Here is a 341-nt window from a genome sequence, read left to right on the forward strand (position 1 = left end):
GTTATGAATGGTGTTCAGGCGGGAGCCCAAGATCTCATTACAACGATCTAGATGATGTAAGTACGATTTAGAATAGTTCTGACAAGTGTAACAGTCACACTCAGGATCTAGAGGGGTTGTATCGGTTTTATGTTTCGCGTTTCGGATCTTGATCACACCGCCAGTCACAAACAGGTGACCGTTACGTGCATTTCGAGTCGGCATTACGCAGTCAAACATGTCGATTCCGCGACGAACGCCTTCTACCAAGTCTTCAGGTTTACCTACGCCCATCAGGTAGCGAGGCTTATCTTCAGGTAATTGTGGACACGTGTGCTCAAGGATACGGTGCATGTCTTCTT

The 341-nt window shown here is 46.9% G+C and carries 1 protein-coding gene; it reads right to left on the minus strand.

Translation table 11 applies throughout. The features are described 5' to 3' along the window. A partial coding sequence (locus tag AB4585_RS28605; RefSeq protein WP_372172160.1) for a tRNA-guanine transglycosylase occupies positions 1–341 on the minus strand: 341 nt, incomplete at both ends.

The sequence above is a fragment of the Vibrio sp. 10N.222.49.C9 genome, from assembly GCF_041474985.1.
GTDB lineage: Bacteria > Pseudomonadota > Gammaproteobacteria > Enterobacterales > Vibrionaceae > Vibrio > Vibrio crassostreae_C.